The sequence below is a fragment of the Pediococcus argentinicus genome, assembly GCF_001437605.1.
GTDB classification, from domain to species: domain Bacteria; phylum Bacillota; class Bacilli; order Lactobacillales; family Lactobacillaceae; genus Pediococcus; species Pediococcus argentinicus.
Genome location: NZ_JQCQ01000014.1, coordinates 1 through 20277, shown reverse-complemented (window position 1 = coordinate 20277; position 20277 = coordinate 1). Strand labels below are relative to the sequence as shown.

Here is a 20277-nt window from a genome sequence, read left to right as displayed (position 1 = left end):
TATCGGGAGGAAATAAAAATGATTATTAATCCTACAAAAAAAGCTCAACCAATTTTTAATAAAATCAAACAATCAACTGATAAAGATGATGCAAAGTCTTTCGCCACAGCCAACCCATTTTTTTCATGGCACGCGAATTATATTAACGTTAATCGCAAGAAGCTAGTTATTTTAATTAATGACTTAACCTTCGCAGTAGTTGCGTTATATGACGTAAATGCGAAAAATAAAATTGAACTGGACCAAAGAATTAAAGAAGGAATCTATGCCGCGTTTCGTATGCAGGATATTTCAGCAGAAAAGGTTCAAACATATTTTAAACTAGCTGGAGATATAGAAATTAATGCAGGATTTAATCGGCGTGTAACAAGTATCATAACTAATTTAATTGTTATGGTTGATAATAGGTTTATGCAGATTGACAAATCTGAAATGCTTCAACTATCGCTTATGGATTATATGATGCAAGTGCCAATTACTACTAGTGAGTATTCATTTGCAGATGATCGAGTTCACCAGGCTTTCAAACATAATTTGAGAATTCAGTCAGTGGATAAAAAAGATAAGAAAAAATTGGCGCCTAAGAAAACGTGGTCTGATTATCATAAATTTGATAAATATGCTGAACAATTTGAGTCGATGATGGATGATCCGGAAAAATATGAAAAAATAGCTAACGAAATAAAGAACAATAATAAACTATTATTGAAAGAATTTGGAAAGTATCTGGCTACTCAAGATTTGACCGATAAAACGATTAAAAAGCATGTCGATAGAGTTGAATTTTTTATTAATGGGTACTTAGTTTACCCCACATTAAGAACTCCTTTGGCAGCACCCGATGCAGTTGAGGAGTATTTATCAGATTGGTATCCACGAAAAGCAGCTAATTCTGAAACGGATTTTAAAGCAAATGTTGGTTCTATAAAACGATTTTTAAAGTTTTTGGAAGTTATCGGTGAAATTGATGCAGCATCATTAAAGCACGGTAATTCAGAACTCAAAATGGGAAAAGAAATTGGATTAGAATACTTTGATAACTTTATGAATATGTCGGACTTTTGGTGAGTAGGTGTACACTAAACGTATGACAAAATCATTTCAAAAGGAAGCGTCTAATAAATGAAAATTGAAGAAGGCTACATGCCATTTCGCGAATATAAAACGTATTACCGAATTGTAGGAGAACCAAATCCGTATAAAGCACCATTATTATTAATTCATGGTGGACCGGGTTCATCGCATAACTATTTTGAATTGTTGGATGACTTTGCTGAAACTAGTGGTCGTCAGTTGATTATGTACGATCAAGTTGGTTGTGGGAAATCTACGTTGCCAGAAGATGAAAGTGTTTATGTGAAAGAAACATGGGCAGAGGAATTAGTCGCGCTCAGAAAGTATTTACACTTGGACCATGTACATATGCTGGGTCAATCATGGGGCGGAATGCTTGAAATGCTCTACTTAACTCAATATGATCAAACCGGAGTTAAGAGTGTCATGATTGATGGTTCACCAGCTTCAATTAAGTTATGGACGAAAGAACAACACCGCTTAATTTCATATTTAAGTTACGAAGACCGTGAAGCAATCGCTGAAGCTGAACGTACTGGTGATTTTAGTGGACCCAAGTATTTAGCAGCTAATGACCGTTATATGGAACGTTATTGCTGGGATGATCCTGATGAAAACTCACCAGAACCACTACGTCGACCAACGAACGGAAAACGTGCTAGCTTAATTGCAGAAGGACCTAATGAATTTACGGAAAATGGAACTATCAGTGACTTTGAATTAACTGACGAGTTACATAAAATTAAAGTACCTGTTTTGGTTACTAATGGTACTGATGATTTATGTACGCCATTAATTGCTAAATCAGTTCATGACCATATTCCTGGTTCTAAATGGCACTTGTTTGGTAACAGCCGTCATTTAGCATTACTTGATCAACATGATGAATTTATCAGTGTACTTGATAATTGGTTGAAGGAAAACGATTAATAATAGCAAAGCATCCAATCGTATGATACGGTTGGATGCTTTTTATGTCATAGCTTAATCTAAAAATTCAAAGTGTAGTCAAGAACACGTATTTATCATCAGTCGATAACTGTGGTTGAAACTCGTATTCCATAATTTTAAATTGCTTTAATTCTTCTGAATCCGTTACGTTATTTTCAGCCATAAATCGAACCATTTCACCCCGAGCCATTTTTGCGAATGTGGCGCGGTTTTTTAATTTACCATCAACTAGATGTCCGAAGACAATATCAATCATTTTATCGGTTGATTTCATATGTTTACGAATGATTTTTGAGTATTCTTGTGAGGCTAAGTTGATAATTGGTTCGTGGTTTAAGTTTAGACCTTGATAAGGTAAATCGTTCCAATAGTCATATAGATTATTTGCATGATTAATCGGTAACCTAGATTGCATTTCCAAGCGATAAGGAATGATACCATCAAATGGACGGAGTGCACCGTAAAAGCCAGACAGAATTCTTAAATTAGCACTGACGTATTGTAAAGCTGGTTCAGTGAACAAGTCTGGTGCCATATGTTGATACTGAATTCCAACGTAAGCCATGATTGCTGGTGTTAGATTTTTACTTAAATTAACTTCATGAAGTAGGCGGTAACTATCTTGTGCAATTTTGTCACTACATTGCCAGAGCTCTTTTAAATCAGTGTAATCGAACTTCAATAGTTTATTAAAAATAGTTTCAGTTTGTTTCATGAATTGCGGTAATTCTTCATAACTAAAACTATCTGTGTCTATTTTCATTTTCTTGGCCGGTGAGATAATTATTTTCATAACAGTTCCTTTGTTTACATAATAGATACTTCTATTATATATTAATCGAGAAGGAGGTATGTGATATGACAGTAATAACTGATTATATTAAACAAGCTCCAAAAGAACAGCAGGATTATTTAAACCAGATATATAAATTAAGTAAGAAACTTCTACCAAAAGCTGATGAAAAGATAAGCTATAGTATGCCAACTTTTTATCAAAATGGGAATGTAATGCACTTTGCTGCAATGAAAAGTCATCTCGGATTTTATCCAACTCCAGAACCGATTGTCCATTTTGAAGAAGAATTGAAACCTTATAAGACAAGTAAGGGAGCGATTCAATTTAAATATAGTGAATCACTTCCACTAGATTTAATTGAGCAGATTATTTTATATATAAAGCAAACCAAAAACCTCTGATATAGGTAATGTCAGAGGTTTTTAGATTGATAAACATTTCCAAATTCCCTTTTTACTTATTTATTATGATTTAGGTATTGATTATTTTCCAAATGGTGATCAATACAAAAGTAAGCCTAAAAAGGTGTTAGACAAAAGTTTTTTTAAAAACTTATTAACGATAGACCAAAAAGAAATTAAAATTAATAATCTTAAGGATACGGCTTTTTAGATTTAATAATAGGTATAGACCAAATGTAAAACTCTCATACGCGTATGGTATATACCAATTGTATCGCCTTGAAAAAGCATTTTCACTCACATAAACTATAATTTGTAGCAATTATTTATTGTTTTTCTATAATTTATATTTTGGAGGTATTATTCATGAAGGATTATTTACAACGCATGGGTCGTTCTTTGCAACTTCCTGTTGCCGTTCTACCTGCTGCTGCCTTATTGGTAGGTATTGGTAATTGGTGGGCTTCTTACAGTAATGATGTAGTTGCACATTTCTTACAGGCCGGTGGTAATGCAGTTTTAGGTCAATTACCATTGCTATTCGCTGTTGGTTTAGCTCTTGGTATGTCAGTTGATCAATCTGGTGCCGCTGCTCTTGCAGGGTTAGTTGCTTTTGAAGTTCCGGTTAGTGTTTTAAAACCCGAATCAGTTGCAACATTGTTGAATGTGAAACCGACTGCGGTTGATCCATCATTTGCTCAGATAGGTAATGTATTTATTGGTATTGTGGCCGGGCTAATTGCAGCCGCATTGTACAATAGGTTACATGAAACAAAGCTACCAATGGCATTATCATTCTTTAGTGGTAAACGGTTGGTTCCTATTGCAGCCGCATTTGTTATGTTGCTCGTTAGTGTAATCCTATTATTCGTTTGGCCACCAGTTTATGGAGCACTCGTTGCATTCGCTAAGTTTATCTTGAACTTAGGTTGGGTTGGTGCCGGTATATATGGTTTCTTCAACCGGTTACTTATTCCAACTGGGTTACATCAAGCCTTAAACTCAGTTTTCTGGTTTGATGTTGCTGGAATTAACGATATTGGTAAGTTCTTAGCTTCTCAAGGTACAAAAGGTGTTACTGGTATGTATCAAGCAGGATTCTTCCCAGTTATGATGTTTGGCCTTCCTGCTGGTGCCTTTGCTATTTATAAAAATGCACGTCCTGAAAATAAAGCAACTACAGCTTCATTGATGTTGGCTGCAGCTTTTGCTTCATTCTTTACAGGTGTTACAGAACCACTTGAATTCNCATTTATGTTTGTTGCATGGCCACTATACTTATTGCATGCTGCCTTTACAGGACTTTCACTTGCATTTGCTGCATTTATGCACTGGACTGCTGGATTTGCATTTAGTGCTGGATTAGTTGATTATGTTCTTAGTTTGAAGAATCCGATTGCAAACCAACCATTATGGTTAATTGTTCAAGGCTTAGTTATGGCTGCAATTTACTACTTTGGATTTGATTTTGCTATCAAGAAATTCAACTTAATGACTCCTGGTCGTGAAGACTTATCAGCTGATGATTCTGATACTGAAGAAACATTAACTAATGATTCAGATGATAAATATACAATTCAAGCAAAAAAGATTTACGCTGCATTAGGTGGTTCAGATAATTTACAAGTGGTTGATAACTGTACAACTCGTCTTCGTCTCAAGTTAGAGGATACAGATAATATTAACGAAAATGCCATTAAACGTAGTGGCGCAGCTGGATTAAACAAAATCGATAAAAATAATTTACAAGTTGTTATTGGTACTGAAGTTCAATTCGTTGCCGATGAACTTGCAAAATTAAATAATACTAAAGCACCAATCTCATCAGTAAAGAATGAGGATAATGCTCAACCTACAGAAGAGCAAGTTGCTGATGGTATTAAACGTTCGACAACAGAAGAATTCTATAGTGTTGCTAATGGTAAATATATGGACATCGAAGAAGTTCCTGATGATACATTTGCACAAAAAATGTTAGGGGACGGATATGCTATTGATCCAACGAATGGAACTATCACAGCTCCAGTAGATGGAACCGTTATGTCAGTCTTTCCAACTAAACACGCAATTAGTTTCAAAACTGATGCTGGTTTAGAAGTTCTCCTTCACATGGGTATTGATACTGTTGAACTAAAAGGAGCACCGTTCGATATTAAGGTTAAAGATGGACAAGTGGTTAAGCATGGTGACGTTGTGGCTGAAGTCGATTTAGATGCTATCAAGGCTGCTGGTAAAAAGACACCTATGTTAGTGGTTATTACAAACATGGATGCCGTTGGAGTTATGAAGTTTAAGGGTAGCGAAAATGTTACTCCTGAATCATTGATTCTTACTACGACTACTAAATAGATAATCCAAATACTAACTCATAAATAAGCACTTCATTTACTTTAAATGTCGTGCTTATTTTTTATATAACAAGATTGATTACTCCATATCCACAACTACACCCCATAACCCCATTAATGTGGTAGCATATGGTATGGAGTTTTTTTAGAAAAACGAGGGAGATAATACTGAAATGATTACACTTAAATCAGACCGTGAGATTAAAGGGATGCGCGAATCAGGTAAAGTCATTGCTGGAATTCATTTGGCATTGAAAGATATGATTAAACCTGGTGTCACGGCAATGGAAATTGAAAACTTTGCTAATGATTATATCTTGGCACATGGCGCAACACCTTCTGAAAAGGGCTTTGAAGGTTACAAATATGCTACTTGTGTTGATGTAAATGATGAAGTTGCTCATGGAACACCGCGTAAAGGTCTCGTTTTAAAGAACGGTGATATCGTGAAAGTTGATATGACTGTTAACAAAGATGGTTATGAAAGTGATTCATGCTGGAGCTTTGCTGTTGGTGAAGTTTCACAATCAACTAAAGACTTGATGGACGTTACTAAGAAGGCATTGTACCTAGGAATTGCTCAAAGCCAAGTTGGCAAACGCCTTGGTGATATTGGCTTTGCCATTCAAGACTTTACTGAAAACAAGCATGGTTATGGCGATGTTCGTGACTTGATTGGTCATGGTATTCAACCAACAATGCATGAAAAACCAGATGTTTTCCATTATGGTGAAAAAGGTAAGGGTCTCCGTCTGAAGGCTGGTATGACTATTACTATTGAACCAATGATTAACGAAGGTACATGGGAAATTATGGATCATGAAGTTCCTGATAAGAATGACCCATGGATTTATTACGTATCTGCAGATGGTAGCTGGTCAGCTCAATATGAACATACACTAGCAATCACTGAAGACGGTCCAAAAATTTTAACTTCACAAGATGCTGAAGACGACGCTAAAATGTTGGCTTGGGCAAAGAAGTATATTGAAGATAACAATTATTAGAATATGTATTAATTTGGCCATTTAACGGGCCGTTTTTTTATCATTATAATGAGTTGGCTAGAGGATTATTTTTAAAAGAATGCTAAATATAGACCTCTCAAATGAGATGGATTTTACGTTGATAACCCGTCTTGTTACATGGTAATGTAGTAAATGTACCAGAGAGGTGGTGATTGAGTTGAGCCAGTTCAGGTGTAAAATAAAAAAGCCTAGATGCATAAAGATTGAATTCGCTGTTCGACTTTATGTTCTGACTTTTAAATTCTACCTTGAGTGGTAATTCCATTCACAGTTAGGTCGTTTAGACCGACCTTTCTGGTACACTTTTATTATATCACGGAGGTTATAAATTATGAAACTAGTTGATACAAAGCATGTTACAATTACCGTTCAAAAGAATACCAAAAAAGAATTCTGGCAGGGCGTTTTAGGTACGATAATTATTGCTGGCATTGTATGGTTCTTTGTGAAGTAAAGTATCGTTACAGAAAGAAGTCCAAAATGGGTAGTGCTATGTTCTCGTCAATCTATGAGCATATAGCACTGCCTTTTTTGTATAAGTTATCTAGTTGCTGTTTTTCTGATGGGCTTGGATTGTAAGGCCAATTTTAATTGTTGTCCTAGCATTTCAACACCAGTTTCAATGTCTTGATCATTAACGTTGGTAAAGTTAAGACGGGCAGCATTCTTCAACTGCTTTGATGGAACCAAATTAGCTGAAGGAACAAAGGAAACATTGGAGTTCGGAATTAAGCTTTCTTGTAAGAACCTAGTTGAATCAAAACCTTGTGGCATGGTTAACCAAAGGAAGAATCCACCTTCAGGATTGTTAAAATGAACTTCAGAAGGTAAATGCTTTTTCAAAGCAGAGACCATTAAGTCTTTTCGATGTTGGTAAGTGGCTTTAACTTCTTTAATGTGAGCATCAAGATCATTTTCTGCCAAGTAACCATCAACACTACTCATCATTAAATTGCTAGTTTCAACATCTGAACCGCCTTTAAGAGCTACTAATCCATCAAATAATTCAGGACTGGCTGTCAGCCATCCCAATCTTAAACTTGGCGCTAGGATTTTACTAAAGCTTCCGAGGAAAATCACGCGCCCTTCGGTATCAAAGTGCTTAATTGGTGGCAATGGTTCACCAGTGTACCGCAGATTACGATAAGGACCATCTTCTAGGATAACGACGTCGTAAATATTAGCCAACTGAACTAATGCTTTTCTTTTTTCGAGTGACATAACAGTTCCAGTCGGATTCTGAAAATCAGGTACGGTATAAATCATTTTAACTTCATGCTTCATCAGTACTTTTTGAAGTTCATCGATGTTCATACCGTCTGCTTCCATATGGACTTCATAGTAATTCGGCTCGTAAACATCAAAGGCAGCTAGCGCACCAAGATAAGTTGGAGCTTCCACAACCATTCCGTCACCACGATTGAGTAATAATCTGGCAGCTAAATCAATTCCTTGTTGAGCACCTTGGGTTAACATCACAGATTCAGTTGTGGTGTTAATGCCATCATTTCGCATCCGTGTAGCTAGCTTTTCACGTAATGGTAAGTATCCTTTACTGCTATTGTATTGTAGTAATGTTGCGGGTGCGGATTGAAAAGTATGTGAGAATGCTTGTTCAATTTCAACTCGTGGAAATAGTTTTGAGTCTGGATAACCGCCGGCAAATGAAATCATACCTGGCTTTGAAGCAGCAAAAATCTCATCTAAACCAGAATGTGATGTTTTTTCCGTTCTTTTCGCTAATTTCATAATAAATCCCCCCGATTGGTTATGATATTGCTATCATAAACTGGTATTATAATTAAGTAAAACTCAACTATTTCATTTTTACATGAATTAAATTCATGGTAGGAGGTTAAAATGGCTAACTTTAGTTACGAAGTGTTTACGCGTGTTGTGGAACAAGGGACTTTCAATTCGGCAGCCATTGAACTGAATGTGACACCAAGTGCGGTCAGCCACAGTATTAGTCAGTTGGAAACCGATTTGGGATTTCCTTTATTTATTAGAAATCGAACTGGAGTCCAATTGACGGCCGATGGACGAAAAATATTACCAATTATTCAGACTATCTTGAATACGGAAGAACAACTTAAACAGGTTTCAAATAATATTATCGGTTTGAACTCTGGCCGAATCAGAATTGGGGCATTCTCCTCGGTTTCAACTAATTGGCTACCAGAAATCATTCAAGAATTTAAACAACAGTATCCCAAAATTAAGATTGAACTTATTCAAGGTGGCTTTAATGAAATTGCTGAAGCAGTGCGGGTTGGTAGTATTGATATTGGATTCTCGTTATTACCAATTACGGAAAATATATCTGTTGAACCCTTGATCAAGGATCCTATTTTTTGTGTCACGCCAGCTGACTTTATTCCACGCAATAAAAAGACACTTACTAAATCTGATACTGATCGACAAAACTTCATCCTACAAGAGGGTGATTATGATCGTGATACTAAACGGGCGTTAGATAAGTATCAGGTATCTGGAAATGCCATCAGTTACTCAATTGATGATGCTTCAATTTTAGCAATGGTGGAATCCGGATTAGGATTGGGAATCTTACCAGAATTAGCTTTAAAAAAGGTATCTGGAGCATATAATGTATTTCCATTTTCAAACGACTTTGCGAGAACGATTTGTTTGCTAACGAATCCAACTACACAAAAATCACCAGCAGTCACTAAGATGCATGAAGTTATTTTTGAATATCTTAAAGCGCAGTATGAACAGGAATTTTTAAGTTAGAAAAGGATAGAATCTAGTGGTTCTATCTTTTTTTATATGTGTGGCGATGCTAGTTAGTTATTCAATCATGAATAGAAAATAAAAAGGAGAATTCAGCATCGATAAGGTGCGATTCTCCTTTTGAAATTAAATTAAGATACCTTCGCAATGATCAACTTCATGTTGAATGATTTGAGCAGGCCAATCTTGGAATGTTTGTGTGTGTTCTTTTAAGCTAGTGTCCTGATACTTAACGGTAATTTGCTTGAATCGTTTAGCTGGACGTTCACCATCGAGTGATAGGCATCCTTCGTCGGTAGTGTAAGGACCTTGCTTCTGTGAAATAGTTGGATTAATCATAGCGACTGCGATTGGTCCAAGCTGGCAAACGATAATTCGTTTATTAATTCCAATCATATTGGCTGCCATACCAACACAATCAGCGCTGTGAGCTTTAAGCGTGTCGAGTAGGTCTGAAACAATTTGTTTATCTTTGGGAGTAGCTAACTGTGCTTTTTGCTGTAAGGTTAATGGATTACGATTGATAGGTTTAATCATGTTTCATAAAACTCCTTTTTATCTAATTTGAATGCCTAAAAATTGAATAGCAAATTCTGCGGCTTGCTCTCGATTAATAATGCAATTGTGTAATTGATTTTGGGCTACTTCAAGTCGTTCTAACTTACAGGTGCTAAAATCGATTCTAGCCAATGAAGTTTCAAGGAAGCTGACTTCTGAGAGATCATTGCGATCAAAAATCGTTTTCTGAAGAGTACAGTGAACAAAATCCGAACTAGTTAAATTACTGTCCGTAAACTTGGTGGATTTGAACTTGCTATCTGAAAAAGTAGCATAATCCATTTTACAATCTGTGAAATGAACTTCACTGAAGTAGCTTTCAGGTAGTTTAGTACCGACTAATTTAGATTCTTTGAATTCTGATTTAAAAAATGAACTTTTTGAATAGTCCTCACCTGAGAAATCGCAGTTAACAAATTGGCAATTATTAATTTCTAGAATTTCAAAATCATTTTCAATGAAAGTTACGTTTTTGAAGAGACAATTTTCAAAAACGGGATGATGAATTGAGTTCTGTGTTATTAATTCATGTTCTATAAGTGCATTCTCTAAAGTGAAATCTTCACTATTGTAGATTTCCTCAAATGGTTGTTTGGTAAGGTTAACTTGATTAAGCATGGTGAACTCCTTTAAATGACTATGTATGAAGTATAGCTAATTTGAGGGATAGATGCATTAACTTATATAGGATTGTTTATATAAAAACGCAGGAGTAAAATGACGTTCAAGGGGGGAGATATTATGGATGAGAAGGCACAGGAGTTATTTGATTTAATTGATGCAGCATATAATGAAGATCTTAGTAATCAACCAGATATTTATAAGTCCAATTTATTGAAACGGGCTGGAGAGCTTGAGTCAGGAAAAGATGGCATAACGGTTATGACTGAAATCTTCAAAGATTATCCAACGAATGCATTGGATGCAATGAGTCTTCCTGAGCACAGCAGAAAATTGTATATGTATGTAAATGAGCGTTTTAAGAAATTAACTGAAAAAGAACTTCGTGATTTAAATCTGGGTGTTGGCTTGATTGCCACCAGCTTCACGTTTGGATCGATAATGTAGATAATAAACAATCCGCCTAATACAGGCTAATGTCTGTATTAGGCGGATTTTAGTTGGTCTAATTACCTTTTAACGGCTATCCGTGCTAAACTGGTTTTGGGTGATGATAATGGATAGGACAACGTGTGAACAGATTGTTGATGCAACCAAACGACTGGTCTTACATCAAGACTTCGGACAAGTTTCAGTAGTTACGATTTGTAAAGAAGCTGGGATTAGTCGTCAAACATTTTATGATTATTTTCATGATAAATATGATGTGTTGGCATGGATTTATCAAAATGATGTCCAAAAAATAACGGTCAATGCTAAATATCAAGATTGGCAAACTATTTTAAAACAGATGCTGGCATACTTTGAACAGGAACGAACTCTGTATCAAAAGATGTTTCAAATTACGGGCCAAAATGCACCAGATCAAGTGATTCATGATCATTTGATGGATTTAATCTGTTCAATTTTCAATGATTTGCGGGATCGAAAAGTATTGATGGTTCATACTAATTACTGTGATTTTGTACGTGATTTATTATCGACCGCGACAGCTAATGAAGTTAAAAGCTGGATTTTAAGCAGTCATCCGCGTTCTCTGAAGCAGGAGACGGAGATGCTTGAAATTTACATTGAAGATGGCATTAATGGCCTTTTACTAAGGTTGAAACAGGTATATCCAGAACGAGTTCGATAGAGAGTAGACACTTGAGTAAAAGTGTCTACTCTTTTTTAATTTCAAAGAACTATACTGAACTTGAAATTTGAAAGGGGAGTTTAACTATGACAAATGTTTTAATTTTAGGTGCTAACGGACAAATCGCTCGTTTAGCAGAACAACAACTTTTGGATGATACAGATAATAAATTGACGTTATTTCTTCGCAATAAGGATCGCTTGAGCGTTCATAATGAAAGTCGTGAAACTCTATTTGAAGGCGATGCAACCAGTGAAGCGGATTTGGAAAAGGCCATGCAAGGACAGGACATTGTTTATGCAAACCTTGGAAATCGCTCGATTGAACAGCAAGCTAAAGCAGTCGTTGCAGCAATGGATAAGGCAGGTCTGAAACGTCTAATTTGGATTTCTACATTAGGTATTTATGATGAAGTGCCTGGCAACTTTGGTAAATGGAACCATCAAATGTTAGATGGTGGATATCTTGAAACATATGGAGCTGCAGCTAAAGTGATTGAAGGATCTGATTTGGACTACACCATCATTCGTCCCGCTTGGTTATCTAACAAGGACATAGTGAGCTACGAGTTTACACATAAAGGCGAAGACTTTAAGGGAACCGAGGTTTCACGTAAGAGTATCGCTGATGTAGTTGTGAAATTAATTCAAAAGCCAGATCAAGAAGTTCGTGAATCAATTGGAGTTAACCAACCAAATACGGATGGCGACAAGCCTTCATTTTATTAGAATAGTAAAATTGCACACCTAAATGTTGGTGTGCTTTTTTATGGTTTCACTTTCATAATATCTATATAGGTTAAAAATGAAGTTCAATCATAGTTGGATAAAGCTTGTTAAAATAGGATTGCTAAGGATTATAGCTTTCTTTTTAAGGGCGCAAGTATAAAATAATAGTTAGAAAATAAATAATTTAATACCAAGTAGGGGGAGTTATTATGACAAATAATAACAAGAGCGCTCGAAGTCGATTTCTAATAACATATTGGATTAATGTCATTTTACTGGTTATATTGATAGGATTGCTTAGTACGAATTTACCTTTTGGTGGATTGGTGATGTTTTTATTGACCATTAATATACTAGTTATAGCTTCTGATAATGGTCAGGGCTTTTTACGAAGAGACCGTACAACTCTCCAAATATTTATCAGTGTCATCATGTTTTTTGTTATAGTAGGTCTTTTTTCAATGGTGGATTTTGCTGAAATAAAGGCTGATAATAACGTATTCGAAATGGCTACGGATATTATGGGAATAGTCACTCATGCTATGTTAGTAACCTTATCTATTTTGTATGCTTGGAAATTTCGAAAGATAGCTTTCCATATATAAGCGGGGATAGAGAATAATATGAAAATTGGGCCAGCTTTAAAAGAGGGTCGTGAGGCCAATCATTTAACACAAGAAATAGTTTCTGAAAAACTATTTGTAACTAGACAGACTATTTCAAATTGGGAAACGAATCGCAGTTATCCGGATTTGGATCGACTGGTACAGCTATGTGATTTATATCATCTTTCGCTTGATGATATTCTCCGGGGGGATAGTGATATCATGGAGCACTTTAAAGAACAGGAACAAGTTAGTAAACGTACTAAAGTGATCATACAAGTTAGTTATTGGTTGAATATTGTAATGCTGGTTTTAACTTTACTGGCGTCTGAGTTTCGAATTCCATATGGACCAATTTATCCAATAACGCTAGTGATTAATTTGATTTATCTATCATCAACTTGTGGCATTGTTGAATTGAAAAAGTATTCGCTTTTTGAAAAAATAATAGCGGGCATATTGGTTGTGATATTGACTGGCTTTCTGGGAATTAATGCATTCCTTGATATTAACTATAATGTAGGAGACCGATCATACTTATACGGTGAACTGACGGGAACGATAGTCAGGTTCATCGTTGTTGTAATTGCAATCCTATCAGTTTGGTTCTACCGAAATTATGCGATTAGGAAGTAAACACTAATAGTACTTTATTATGGAAAACAGTATGAATGATAATTGTGGTGGCAGTGCTTTAACAATTGTTTCGGGTATTTTTAAGATTACATATTACTATAAAAAATGAGGTTCACACATATTTAAAATGTGAACCTCATTTTGGCTTAGATTAACGTTTATAAACCATTGCTCCATAATTAGCGTTGCCTTGATAGTTTCCAGACGTAAAAAGTGGATGTTTTTTAATAATCCAAAATTGTTTACTGCTGATAACTTTAATTTTAACTGGTGAAGAATCATGTTTGCTAAATTTCAAATTAGCGTAGTAAGTACCTTTGTGTTTAGAATCCTTGCGAATCTTAGAGAATGACCAAGTATAGGTTTTATGTTTTGTCCAAGATGCCTTAGCATGTACAGACTTTTTAGTAAACGTTGTTCGATCATGGAATCCGCCTTGATGACCATCAGTCAATCGATACCAGACATGACTTCTAATGCTGGTTGGTAATGATGTGTACTTAGTTTTAGCATTTACAGGTTTTACAGCTGTTAAAGGTAATGCTAGAAAAATAGTTGTAATAACAAGAATAATCTTTTTCATAAGTAACTCCTCCAATTATTTTTAATCAAATTAATCTTATCGGGTTAATGTGCATAAAACAACCATTTTGTTATTTTCTATTCTGTAGTTTTGAATTTTTAATTCCGTAAATAAAGTAAATAACTAATCCAATTAAAATCCAAATTGAAACCCAGATCTTAGTAACGGAAGGTAACATGATAATAAAATAAATACTGAACAATCCAGCTATTACTGGTAATACAGGATACCAAGGCATTTTGAAACCAGTATTAACGATGTCTTTTCGGTGACGTAATGGAATGATACCAAAAGAGATAAACGCAAATGCTAGTAATGTTCCAGCATTGATTAGGGAAGCTAGTTCGGTCAATGGAACTAAGCCGGCAAAGAATGCTTGGACGATGGTTGCTAGGATAATTGCAACTGTTGGAACTTGATTCTTATGGCTAACTGTACCTAATTTCTTAGGGAGTAAACCGTCACGACCAAGCGCATAAACTAAACGTGATCCACCGATGAACATTGTGAGCATGGCGGTGAAAATTCCAATTAGAGCACCAATCGTAATCAATTTATTCCAACCAGAAAGATGAATGACAGTTAAAGCATATGCAGCCGGATCATCAACGTTTAACTGCTTGTAATTAACCATTCCGGTTAGGACGAATGAGAAAGTTACATATAGAACAACGGAGATCAATACAGTTCCTAAAATACCACGAATCATATTCTTATTGGGTTCAATTGTTTCAGCGGAGTTGGAAGCTAAGGCATCAAAACCAATAAAGGCAAAGAAGACGGTTGCAGCAGCTGTTGAAATTCCACCTAGTCCAAATGGTGCACCATGAAATTGTTTAGGATAGAAAGGCACATAATTGGAACTCTTAATATAGAAAATACCAACAGCGATAAAGATAATGATAATTGCAACCTTAATAACAACCGCCACATTTTCAACACTCTTAGAAAGCGTAGCACCTTGGCTAACAATTAAAGCAACGATGAGAACAATTAAGACGGCGGTAATGTTGATAGTTCCACCTTCCATGGGTCCCGCTTGAAGTGCTTTGGGTAAATTAATTCCTAGTGCTCCTAAAATATTGTTGTTGAAGTAGGCGGCAAAACCAGTTGCCTCGGCGGAAACGGCTAAGAAATATTCGAGGACTAAGGCCCATCCGAGCACCCATCCAACAATTTCACCGTATACGACCGAACCAAATGAATAAGCGGATCCAGCAACAGGCATTGCTGATGAGAACTCAGCGTAAGCCATTCCTACTAAGCCTGAAACCAGAGCGGCTAATAAAAAGGCGATTGTAACGGCCGGGCCAGCATGTTGAGCTGCTTCATGACCTGGTAAAATGAAAATACCAGTTCCGATTACGGCTCCGATTCCTAAACCGATCAGGTCTCGTGTACGTAATGTTCGACGTAAGCGAGCGTCGGCTTGAATATATGTATCAACAGATTCTTTTTTGAAGATGTTTGGCATGAGTGCTCCTTTAAATGTTTAAAATGGATCTATATTCTAATTGTATTTTAATTAACACATTATAAAAATATAACATTGTGGAAAAAGTGCGTCAAATAAGCTTTTGAAGTTAAAATAGTTGAGTTATGAATCGAAGATGAGTACAGTGAGTATACCAATTAAACAAGAGGAGTAATTTATGAAAGCATGGCAAGTGAATCAAAAAGCAGATCAATCAATTGATGCTTTGAGCTTAAATGAAGTTCAAGTTCCCGAGCCACAGGCAGGCCAAGTACTAGTTCGTGTGTTAGAGGTTGGATTAAATCCAGTTGATTATAAAATAATCGAAGGCGGAGTAGATGTCTGGACCTTTCCGCACACCATTGGAATTGATGGTGTTGGATTCATTGAAAAAGTCGGTGATGGCGTAACTAACGTTGCTGTTGGTGACCGAGTGTTTTATCACGGCGATTTACGTAAAGATGGCACGTTAGCAGAATATGCATTGACCGATGCACGGGGATTAGCAAATGTACCCGACGACTTATCAAATGAAAATGCAGCAGCAATCCTTTGTTCAGCTATGACCGCCTATCAAGCACTTTATCGCAAAGCCAATTTGACTAATAAGCAGACTATTTTAGTCCATGCAGGTGGCGGAAATGTGGGCTTTGTCGCAATCCAGTTAGCAAAGCAATTAGGATTAACAGTGATTAGTACCACTTCGAAACGTAAGCAATCTTTAGTTGAAGAAGCCGGAGCTGATTTTATTATTAATTATCGGGATGAAGATGTTACCGAAAGAGTCATGGAAGTAACAGATGGCAAAGGTGTCGACTTAAGTCTCAACACAGTCGGTGGTGCAGAAATCAAAGCTGATTTAGATCGAGTTGCTTACAATGGTCAGATTTTAGTGGTCGGTGATGAAATCCCTGCTGATTTAGATTTGGATCAACGAGCAACTACCATTGCAAGACTTGCTTTGGGTGGTGTTTATCGATCAGACAATACTAACGAAATTAAAGATTTAGGTCGGATGGCAACTGAACTGGCCGGTATGGTGGTTAATCATCAGTTGGAAGTACCAGTTGACCAATCTTTCGGCTTCAATGAAGTTCCAGTAGCCCTACAAGCGATTAAAGATGGTTCCGCATTGGGCAAATTAACTATTAAAGTAAGTGAATAATTAAATCAAAGGCCATTTAAAATTGAATAAATTTAAAATGGTTTTTATTTTGCACTTTATTTTTATATCTTTTAGATGTATTATAACTTTCAAAGATCGGAGGAAATAAAAAATGTATGAATTGTTTGTTCTTTCAGAATTAATGGAAGGCCCTAAGAGTGGATACCGCTTGCGTGAAATTATGGAGACTACTTTAGGACCAAATCGCAAGATTAGTTTTGGTGTTTTATATCCGCTATTAAATAAGTTAGCTGAGGCTGGGTATATTGTGATTGAGAATCCTGAAGACCGTAAGAAACGAAGCATTACTATTACGGCTGCAGGTGAATCCCATTTCAAAGAATTGATGAAAGAACCAATCCCACGCAACGCGCATACAGATGATCTCTATTTAATCCGATTAGATGCAATGCAACACGTTGATGTGGCAACCCAACTTCAAATTTTAGCGGGATATAAAGAAGAACAATTACAAATTCTATCTAGTACCAAGGCAACATTAAATGATTTTAGTCAAACAGAACGAAAGGCCGACCATTTATATGCCGAACGCATTTTAAAATTAAGACAATTAAAAACTGAAACAACAATTGATTGGATCAGAGATTATGAAAGCGAGTTGAAAGAATGACCAAGCAGATTCAAATTGCTCTATTAGTAGCTGCCAGTTTCTTTATGGAAATGCTTGATGGAACAATTATTACGACGGCTTTACCAAAAATGGCCGTTGATTTTAATACAAATTTATCGACAATCACTTTAATGATTAGTACGTACCTAGTTGCAGTGGCAGTTTCAATTCCACTTTGTGGCTGGTTAGCGCAACGATACGGTAAGAAACGGATTTGGATTATTGCCGTTTTGATTTTTACGATTAGTTCACTTGGTAGCACATTGGCACCTAACCTGGGAATTTTGTTAGTGATGAGACTACTACAAGGATTTTCAGGAGCGTTGATGACTCCGACCGGTCAGCTGATTGTATTGCAGAATACTCCGCCACAACAGATGTTACGCATGACTAGTTACCTAGTCTGGCCATCTTTGATTGCACCAGCTATTGCGCCCGTTATTGGTGGATTGATTGTTACTTATTGGAGTTGGCATTGGATTTTTCTAATCAACATTCCGATTGGACTGATTATCGCAGGATTAGGCGTCTTTGTGATGGAAAATGACGACCAGGACCGTAAACAAACACCATTTGATTTTGTCGGATTTATTGAAGTTGGACTTGCTTCGATTTTATTATTAGTCGGAGCTGAATTAGCAACACATGGTCCCGTGTTAATGGTTGTGGGACTAATCCTAGTAGTACTTGGAATTGTTTTTGGGTGGATGGTATATCGTCATTTAAGAACTGTTTCAAATCCACTTTTTTCGGTCGATGCAGTTAAATTTCCGAGTTTTCGGATTTACCAAACTGGTGGTTCAGTATTTTGGATTACAGTTGCTGCTATGCCATACGTTATGACGATGTTATTGCAGACGATTTTCCACTGGTCAGCGGCTAAAACTGGTTGGTATATTATCTTCATTTTCATTGGAAATATTGGTATCAAGCCGTTCACGAGTTGGATTATTAATAAATTACAATTCCGAGGGGCATTACTATTATCATTCTGGGCCTCAATTATCAGTTCAGTTTGTTTAGCTATTATTGGACCGAATACGTTTGGTCCATGGATTATGTTCTTAGCACTCATTTCAGGATGTGGCCGTTCCTTAGCATTAACTGCATATAATGGAATCAATTTGATTGATATTGAACCCAAGGAACGTCCTAGTGCGAACACTTTAATTGCGGTAACTAGAAGCTTGGCACAAGGATTAGGTATCTCGTTGATTACAGTGGTGATTAATTTATTTGAGCAGGTTGTTTCTAACCAGATGGCCTTTACATTGAGCTTTTTGTTCTTAGCGCTAATCACAGTTTATCCACTAATTGAAGTTTGGGTGCTACCCCATGATATTGGTAAAGAAGCACTCACAAAGTAAAGTGTGATGCTGGTAATTTGATTTTGAACACGATAGGATTAGTTAACAAGAATTCATAAGGAGTGTTCAAAATGGACTTACATTTAAAGAATAAGTTAGCGATGATTACGGGTTCAACTAAAGGAATCGGTAAGGCAATTGCGATTGAAATGGCCCGTGAAGGCGTTGATGTTGTGATTAATGGTCGTAAAGCGGAAGATGTTAAACAAGTAGTGGATGAAATTAAGAATGAGTTTCCAGATACTAATCCACAAGCGGCCGCCGGAGATTTAGCTGTTGAATCAGATCGAGAACAGATTTTTAAACGGTTTCCAAAAGTTGATATATTGGTAAATAATATGGGGATTTTTCAACCGATGGAATATCAGGATATTGATGATGATACTTGGCGAAAATTCTTTGAGGTGAATGTTTTAGCTGGTAATGCGATGGCAAAACAATATCTTCAACCGATGTTAGATCAAGACTTCGGTCGAATTATCTTCATTGCTAGTGAAGAAGCAGTTATGCCATCTGGTGAAATGCCTCAATATAGTATGACGAAATCAATGAATTTGTCATTAGCTAAGAGTCTATCGAAGTTAACAGTGGCAACACATGTTACTGTCAATACAATTATGCCGGGATCAACGTTAACTGAAGGTGTCCAACAAATGCTTGAGGATATGTACGCTGACAGCGGACTTCCAAAAGACCGATGGGAAGCTGATTTTATGAAAAATCATCGTTCTCGTTCTCAAATCCAACGACTAATTCGTCCATCTGAAATTGGTCGCTTTACAGCATTTGTGGCCAGTCCGGATTCAATGTCCTTCTCTGGTGAAGCATTACGAGTGGACGGCGGATTAGTGCCAACTATTTTTTAATATATTTTAAATCATATAAAAAGCTAGAAGCCTGTTAGGTTTCTAGCTTTTTGCTGTATTAACATCTAATAAATCCTTCAAATAAGGTTCAATCTTCTCAGGTTTAGTAATTGGTGCGAAGCGTTTCACTAGCTTGCCATCACCATCAACTAAGAACTTAGTAAAGTTCCATTTGATCATGCCGCCGCTCTGATCTTTTAGGAATTTAAATAGAGGAGATGTCTGTGATCCATTAACGTGAATTATTTCGCCCATTGGGAAAGTGACTCCGTAATGAACCTTACAGTATTCAACAATCTCGTCTTCTTGATCGAGTTCCTGTTTAAAATCATTTGATGGAAAACCAATAATTGTAAATCCAGAATCATGGTATTTTTTGTATAAATTTTCTAAATCTGTAAATTGTGGAGCGAGTCCACAGTTGCTGGCAGTATTAACGATTAAAAAGGGATGACCACGTAGTTCGTTTAGGTCAATCGGACTTCCATTGATTTCTTTAATTGAAAAATCATAGATACTCATTTTAACCACTTCCTCGTATATTTAAAATATATAT

23 protein-coding genes and 1 pseudogene are annotated in these 20277 nt (G+C 36.3%); 17 read left to right on the top strand and 7 right to left on the bottom strand.

The genetic code is table 11. From position 1 onward, the window contains the following. Positions 1-18: 18 nt before the first annotated feature. Together IV88_RS04610 and pepI are read left to right on the top strand one after the other, a co-directional pair. The gene (locus IV88_RS04610) at positions 19-1068 is read left to right on the top strand and encodes a DUF6933 domain-containing protein (RefSeq protein WP_057799260.1); all 1050 of its coding nucleotides are present in this window, start codon (positions 19-21) and stop codon (positions 1066-1068) included. 54 nt (positions 1069-1122) lie between these two features. Further along, positions 1123-2004 (top strand): proline iminopeptidase, encoded by an 882-nt coding sequence (pepI, locus tag IV88_RS04605; RefSeq protein WP_057799258.1) that lies wholly within the window; start codon positions 1123-1125, stop codon positions 2002-2004. Positions 2005-2071: 67 nt separating this feature from the next. On the opposite strand, the gene yaaA is transcribed toward pepI, so the two are convergent. Then, positions 2072-2818, bottom strand: coding sequence for a peroxide stress protein YaaA (gene yaaA, locus IV88_RS04600; RefSeq protein ID WP_057799257.1), 747 nt, complete (start codon positions 2816-2818; stop codon positions 2072-2074). Positions 2819-2883: 65 nt separating this feature from the next. Here yaaA and IV88_RS04595 point away from each other — a divergent pair, with 65 nt between their 5' ends. From IV88_RS04595 to IV88_RS09505, 5 genes and pseudogenes are all read left to right on the top strand, one after another. Next, on the top strand, positions 2884-3222 hold the full coding sequence (locus IV88_RS04595; RefSeq protein ID WP_057799255.1) for an iron chaperone: 339 nt from the start codon (positions 2884-2886) through the stop codon (positions 3220-3222). A 366-nt stretch (positions 3223-3588) separates the two neighbouring features. Further along, positions 3589-4470 (top strand): annotated as a pseudogene (locus IV88_RS09425) (PTS transporter subunit EIIC); the annotation flags it as partial. 1 nt (position 4471) lies between these two features. Continuing rightward, the coding region (locus IV88_RS09420) for a PTS sugar transporter subunit IIABC (RefSeq protein WP_236698604.1) at positions 4472-5571 on the top strand (1100 nt) is incomplete at its 5' end. A 172-nt stretch (positions 5572-5743) separates the two neighbouring features. Next, a complete protein-coding gene (map, locus tag IV88_RS04585) occupies positions 5744-6577 on the top strand; it encodes a type I methionyl aminopeptidase (protein WP_057799250.1) in 834 nt (277 codons plus the stop codon). Positions 6578-6929: 352 nt separating this feature from the next. Then, complete coding sequence (locus IV88_RS09505) at positions 6930-7052, top strand: hypothetical protein (RefSeq protein WP_261793393.1); 123 nt, start codon at positions 6930-6932, stop codon at positions 7050-7052. A gap of 86 nt (positions 7053-7138) precedes the next feature. On the opposite strand, the gene IV88_RS04580 is transcribed toward IV88_RS09505, so the two are convergent. After that, positions 7139-8347, bottom strand: coding sequence for an aminotransferase-like domain-containing protein (locus tag IV88_RS04580; RefSeq protein ID WP_057799248.1), 1209 nt, complete (start codon positions 8345-8347; stop codon positions 7139-7141). Positions 8348-8458: 111 nt separating this feature from the next. Here IV88_RS04580 and IV88_RS04575 point away from each other — a divergent pair, with 111 nt between their 5' ends. Further along, the gene (locus IV88_RS04575; protein WP_057799246.1) at positions 8459-9352 is read left to right on the top strand and encodes a LysR family transcriptional regulator; all 894 of its coding nucleotides are present in this window, start codon (positions 8459-8461) and stop codon (positions 9350-9352) included. A 126-nt stretch (positions 9353-9478) separates the two neighbouring features. Here the strand turns inward: IV88_RS04575 and IV88_RS04570 are convergent, their stop codons facing one another. After that, positions 9479-9889, bottom strand: coding sequence for a peptide deformylase (locus tag IV88_RS04570; RefSeq protein WP_057799243.1), 411 nt, complete (start codon positions 9887-9889; stop codon positions 9479-9481). An 18-nt stretch (positions 9890-9907) separates the two neighbouring features. After that, positions 9908-10528, bottom strand: coding sequence for a pentapeptide repeat-containing protein (locus tag IV88_RS04565; RefSeq protein WP_057799241.1), 621 nt, complete (start codon positions 10526-10528; stop codon positions 9908-9910). Positions 10529-10651: 123 nt separating this feature from the next. Between IV88_RS04565 and IV88_RS04560 the strand changes: the two genes are divergently transcribed. The 5 genes from IV88_RS04560 (at position 10652) to IV88_RS04540 (ending at position 13635) form a co-directional block, all read left to right on the top strand. Then, complete coding sequence (locus tag IV88_RS04560; protein ID WP_057799239.1) at positions 10652-10978, top strand: bacteriocin immunity family protein; 327 nt, start codon at positions 10652-10654, stop codon at positions 10976-10978. A gap of 109 nt (positions 10979-11087) precedes the next feature. Next, entirely contained in the window at positions 11088-11666 is a 579-nt protein-coding gene (locus IV88_RS04555; RefSeq protein ID WP_057799237.1) for a TetR/AcrR family transcriptional regulator C-terminal domain-containing protein, read from the top strand. Between the two features lie 86 nt (positions 11667-11752). Continuing rightward, positions 11753-12394: an SDR family oxidoreductase gene (locus IV88_RS04550; protein WP_057799234.1), complete on the top strand. Its 642-nt coding sequence runs from the start codon at positions 11753-11755 to the stop codon at positions 12392-12394. 209 nt (positions 12395-12603) lie between these two features. After that, the gene (locus IV88_RS04545; RefSeq protein WP_057799232.1) at positions 12604-12999 is read left to right on the top strand and encodes a hypothetical protein; all 396 of its coding nucleotides are present in this window, start codon (positions 12604-12606) and stop codon (positions 12997-12999) included. Between the two features lie 18 nt (positions 13000-13017). Next, positions 13018-13635: a helix-turn-helix domain-containing protein gene (locus IV88_RS04540; RefSeq protein ID WP_057799230.1), complete on the top strand. Its 618-nt coding sequence runs from the start codon at positions 13018-13020 to the stop codon at positions 13633-13635. A 151-nt stretch (positions 13636-13786) separates the two neighbouring features. On the opposite strand, the gene IV88_RS04535 is transcribed toward IV88_RS04540, so the two are convergent. Next, positions 13787-14218 (bottom strand): hypothetical protein, encoded by a 432-nt coding sequence (locus IV88_RS04535; protein WP_057799228.1) that lies wholly within the window; start codon positions 14216-14218, stop codon positions 13787-13789. A 70-nt stretch (positions 14219-14288) separates the two neighbouring features. Next, positions 14289-15692, bottom strand: a complete 1404-nt coding sequence (locus tag IV88_RS04530) for an APC family permease (RefSeq protein WP_057799226.1) — start codon at positions 15690-15692, stop codon at positions 14289-14291. Positions 15693-15870: 178 nt separating this feature from the next. Between IV88_RS04530 and IV88_RS04525 the strand changes: the two genes are divergently transcribed. The 4 genes from IV88_RS04525 (at position 15871) to IV88_RS04510 (ending at position 19721) form a co-directional block, all read left to right on the top strand. After that, positions 15871-16857 (top strand): zinc-binding dehydrogenase, encoded by a 987-nt coding sequence (locus IV88_RS04525; RefSeq protein WP_057799225.1) that lies wholly within the window; start codon positions 15871-15873, stop codon positions 16855-16857. Between the two features lie 112 nt (positions 16858-16969). Further along, positions 16970-17488 carry a PadR family transcriptional regulator gene (locus IV88_RS04520; protein WP_057799223.1) on the top strand — a complete coding sequence of 173 codons (519 nt, stop codon included), beginning with the start codon at positions 16970-16972 and terminating at the stop codon, positions 17486-17488. Next, positions 17485-18855 carry an MFS transporter gene (locus tag IV88_RS04515; RefSeq protein ID WP_057799221.1) on the top strand — a complete coding sequence of 457 codons (1371 nt, stop codon included), beginning with the start codon at positions 17485-17487 and terminating at the stop codon, positions 18853-18855. The genes IV88_RS04520 and IV88_RS04515 overlap by 4 nt, the downstream gene beginning before the upstream one ends. A gap of 71 nt (positions 18856-18926) precedes the next feature. After that, on the top strand, positions 18927-19721 hold the full coding sequence (locus IV88_RS04510) for an SDR family NAD(P)-dependent oxidoreductase (protein WP_057799219.1): 795 nt from the start codon (positions 18927-18929) through the stop codon (positions 19719-19721). Between the two features lie 42 nt (positions 19722-19763). Here the strand turns inward: IV88_RS04510 and IV88_RS04505 are convergent, their stop codons facing one another. Beyond that, positions 19764-20243, bottom strand: coding sequence for a glutathione peroxidase (locus tag IV88_RS04505; protein ID WP_057799216.1), 480 nt, complete (start codon positions 20241-20243; stop codon positions 19764-19766). Between the last annotated feature and the right edge of the window lie 34 nt (positions 20244-20277).

Coding starts and splice junctions, on each gene's coding strand:
- IV88_RS04610 (WP_057799260.1), top strand. CDS start 19: ATGATTATTAATCCTACAAAAAAAGCTCAACCAATTTTTAATAAAATC.
- pepI (WP_057799258.1), top strand. CDS start 1,123: ATGAAAATTGAAGAAGGCTACATGCCATTTCGCGAATATAAAACGTAT.
- yaaA (WP_057799257.1), bottom strand. CDS start 2,818: ATGAAAATAATTATCTCACCGGCCAAGAAAATGAAAATAGACACAGAT.
- IV88_RS04595 (WP_057799255.1), top strand. CDS start 2,884: ATGACAGTAATAACTGATTATATTAAACAAGCTCCAAAAGAACAGCAG.
- map (WP_057799250.1), top strand. CDS start 5,744: ATGATTACACTTAAATCAGACCGTGAGATTAAAGGGATGCGCGAATCA.
- IV88_RS09505 (WP_261793393.1), top strand. CDS start 6,930: ATGAAACTAGTTGATACAAAGCATGTTACAATTACCGTTCAAAAGAAT.
- IV88_RS04580 (WP_057799248.1), bottom strand. CDS start 8,347: ATGAAATTAGCGAAAAGAACGGAAAAAACATCACATTCTGGTTTAGAT.
- IV88_RS04575 (WP_057799246.1), top strand. CDS start 8,459: ATGGCTAACTTTAGTTACGAAGTGTTTACGCGTGTTGTGGAACAAGGG.
- IV88_RS04570 (WP_057799243.1), bottom strand. CDS start 9,889: ATGATTAAACCTATCAATCGTAATCCATTAACCTTACAGCAAAAAGCA.
- IV88_RS04565 (WP_057799241.1), bottom strand. CDS start 10,528: ATGCTTAATCAAGTTAACCTTACCAAACAACCATTTGAGGAAATCTAC.
- IV88_RS04560 (WP_057799239.1), top strand. CDS start 10,652: ATGGATGAGAAGGCACAGGAGTTATTTGATTTAATTGATGCAGCATAT.
- IV88_RS04555 (WP_057799237.1), top strand. CDS start 11,088: ATGGATAGGACAACGTGTGAACAGATTGTTGATGCAACCAAACGACTG.
- IV88_RS04550 (WP_057799234.1), top strand. CDS start 11,753: ATGACAAATGTTTTAATTTTAGGTGCTAACGGACAAATCGCTCGTTTA.
- IV88_RS04545 (WP_057799232.1), top strand. CDS start 12,604: ATGACAAATAATAACAAGAGCGCTCGAAGTCGATTTCTAATAACATAT.
- IV88_RS04540 (WP_057799230.1), top strand. CDS start 13,018: ATGAAAATTGGGCCAGCTTTAAAAGAGGGTCGTGAGGCCAATCATTTA.
- IV88_RS04535 (WP_057799228.1), bottom strand. CDS start 14,218: ATGAAAAAGATTATTCTTGTTATTACAACTATTTTTCTAGCATTACCT.
- IV88_RS04530 (WP_057799226.1), bottom strand. CDS start 15,692: ATGCCAAACATCTTCAAAAAAGAATCTGTTGATACATATATTCAAGCC.
- IV88_RS04525 (WP_057799225.1), top strand. CDS start 15,871: ATGAAAGCATGGCAAGTGAATCAAAAAGCAGATCAATCAATTGATGCT.
- IV88_RS04520 (WP_057799223.1), top strand. CDS start 16,970: ATGTATGAATTGTTTGTTCTTTCAGAATTAATGGAAGGCCCTAAGAGT.
- IV88_RS04515 (WP_057799221.1), top strand. CDS start 17,485: ATGACCAAGCAGATTCAAATTGCTCTATTAGTAGCTGCCAGTTTCTTT.
- IV88_RS04510 (WP_057799219.1), top strand. CDS start 18,927: ATGGACTTACATTTAAAGAATAAGTTAGCGATGATTACGGGTTCAACT.
- IV88_RS04505 (WP_057799216.1), bottom strand. CDS start 20,243: ATGAGTATCTATGATTTTTCAATTAAAGAAATCAATGGAAGTCCGATT.